This window comes from Rhodococcus marinonascens NBRC 14363, from assembly GCF_001894885.1.
GTDB classification, from domain to species: domain Bacteria; phylum Actinomycetota; class Actinomycetes; order Mycobacteriales; family Mycobacteriaceae; genus Rhodococcus_F; species Rhodococcus_F marinonascens.
Genome location: NZ_BCXB01000109.1, coordinates 1 through 1,889, shown reverse-complemented (window position 1 = coordinate 1,889; position 1,889 = coordinate 1). Strand labels below are relative to the sequence as shown.

The 1,889-nt window shown below is 58.9% G+C and carries 2 protein-coding genes; both read right to left on the bottom strand.

The annotated features are described in order from the left end of the window. Positions 1 to 215, bottom strand: a 215-nt coding sequence (locus tag RM2_RS23025) for an Ig-like domain-containing protein (protein ID WP_245814113.1), incomplete at its 3' end; no start/stop codon positions are given. A gap of 33 nt (positions 216 to 248) precedes the next feature. Next, positions 249 to 1,583 (bottom strand): RICIN domain-containing protein, encoded by a 1,335-nt coding sequence (locus RM2_RS23020; protein WP_072691762.1) that lies wholly within the window; start codon positions 1,581 to 1,583, stop codon positions 249 to 251. Positions 1,584 to 1,889 lie beyond the last annotated feature (306 nt).

Genomic DNA, 1,889 nt, shown 5'->3' with positions numbered 1-1,889 from the left:
AGTATTCTGCTGTAGACGGCGGTGATGTCATGGGTGCCAGCGGAATCGAAGGTATGGGTGATGTTCGCTTTGCCGTCCGCATCCACCGGTACCGGGGTACCCAGGTCGGTGTCGCCGTCCCTGAACTGCACGGTGCCGCCCCCGGGGTTCGGGGAGACCTGCGAGCCGAAGACCACTTCGGTGCCGGTCTGCGCGGTCGAGGTTCCCCTGAGCACCGTGGTGGTTGCGGCGCTCAGGGGCGAGACCGGCTAATTCAAGCTGGTAGTGGACACCGAGGGGAAGTTCCACTGCTGGTTGGGTGCACCGGCGCAGTCCCAGATCTGCACTTGCACACCATCCGCGGATGCGCTGTCCGTCACGTCCATGCATTTGCCGTCGGCCTCATTGACGATCGCACCGCCGGGTTGACCATCGTCTGTTACTGCCGGGTCGAGTGTCCACTTCTGACCGGGATTGCCCTGGCACGGCCGCAGAATCACCTGCGATCCGTTTCTCTGCCCTCCGGCATCGAACCCGTCCTCGACGACGTCGATGCACTTGTCCGTGGCCGGGTTCCGGAACTCGTGAGCGGCCGTGTAGACCCAATGCTGGGACTGCGATCCGTCGACGAAGTCCTTCATTTGAATGTGCGGGGTACTATTACCCGGGATATCGACAGGTTCCAAGACGCGGCCATCGAGGCCGAAGACAGACGAATCAATCACTTTGATCGACGTCAACGGCATTCCACCAGCACTAGCCGGCCCGTCAGGATTAAGTGCACTACCAATCGCCGAGAGTGCCGGCGGATTAAGTGGTGCACAGCGGATGTTGTAGGGGATGCCGACGGCGATGCCGCCATCTCCTTTTGGTACGGCAATCGCGGTGAAGAAGTTGTCATCCGAACCGATCGTGTTGGCATCTGGGTCCGAATCGGTTGAGATGCGGAGCGTGGGTTCGATCACTGTACCGGCGGCGTCGCCGGCCTTGAGGGTGATGTCCATCGCCGGGAAAGTGAGGAACCCGGGATTTGCCTTTGTGAACCACCCCCCTCCCGTACCGCCGTTGTTAGTCCCTCCCGTACCGATACCCATCTGCAGAATGGACCCGTTGTCATCCTGTTTTCCATTCGAGTCGATCCGGCTGATCGTCGGTGTGTTCTCAAAGGGCGTGGTCGAGTCGGAGGCGACCTCCGCCTTCACCAATTCGGTGCCCGGGGGAATGTCGACGCCATACCTGATCTCGGTCCACCGGAGGATTGTATCGCCGGAAGAGTCTTTTACGACGGTAATGGGATCCGGTTGAATCCGGTAGGTGAACTCCTGCCCACGGGCAACCGTTTCCGGTGCCGTGATTTGGACACCCCACTGATCGGCACCGGCCCCATCCGCACCACCGGTGAAAGAGGTTTGCTTGAGTATTTTGTGTCTTGCATCCTGGGTGACGATCCAGCAACTGGGTGAAAAGTTGATGTCGGTCGTTTTCAGATTGTTGCCCGGAACGGTGGGAAGGGCCGACGCGACGCCGCCGGGAAACAGAAGTGTTCCGGCGGCGAGGGTGGTGGCTGTTGCTGCGATACCAGCCCAACGATGTACAGATTTCACGTGCGCTCCCGGACTTCCTCAAGCCATGCAATGGCACGGCGGTGTTTCGGCCGTGGACAAGCCCACAGCCGCGGTGACCGGGATGCATGTCACCAACCAATCACGTTCTACCAGAAATGATTCAGCGAGACGTGGAGTTCCTGGTTCCGGCATCCACCCGAACGAATGCAGCGTAGGACTTTACCTCTGGAAAGTAAACAGGGATTCCCGTGATATAGGCGACACAGTAATCGTTTAGTCCATAAAGAGTAATTACTTAGTCATTTCGCGTAATCGGTGGATCGTGAATAGTTGTATCGCGTGAAG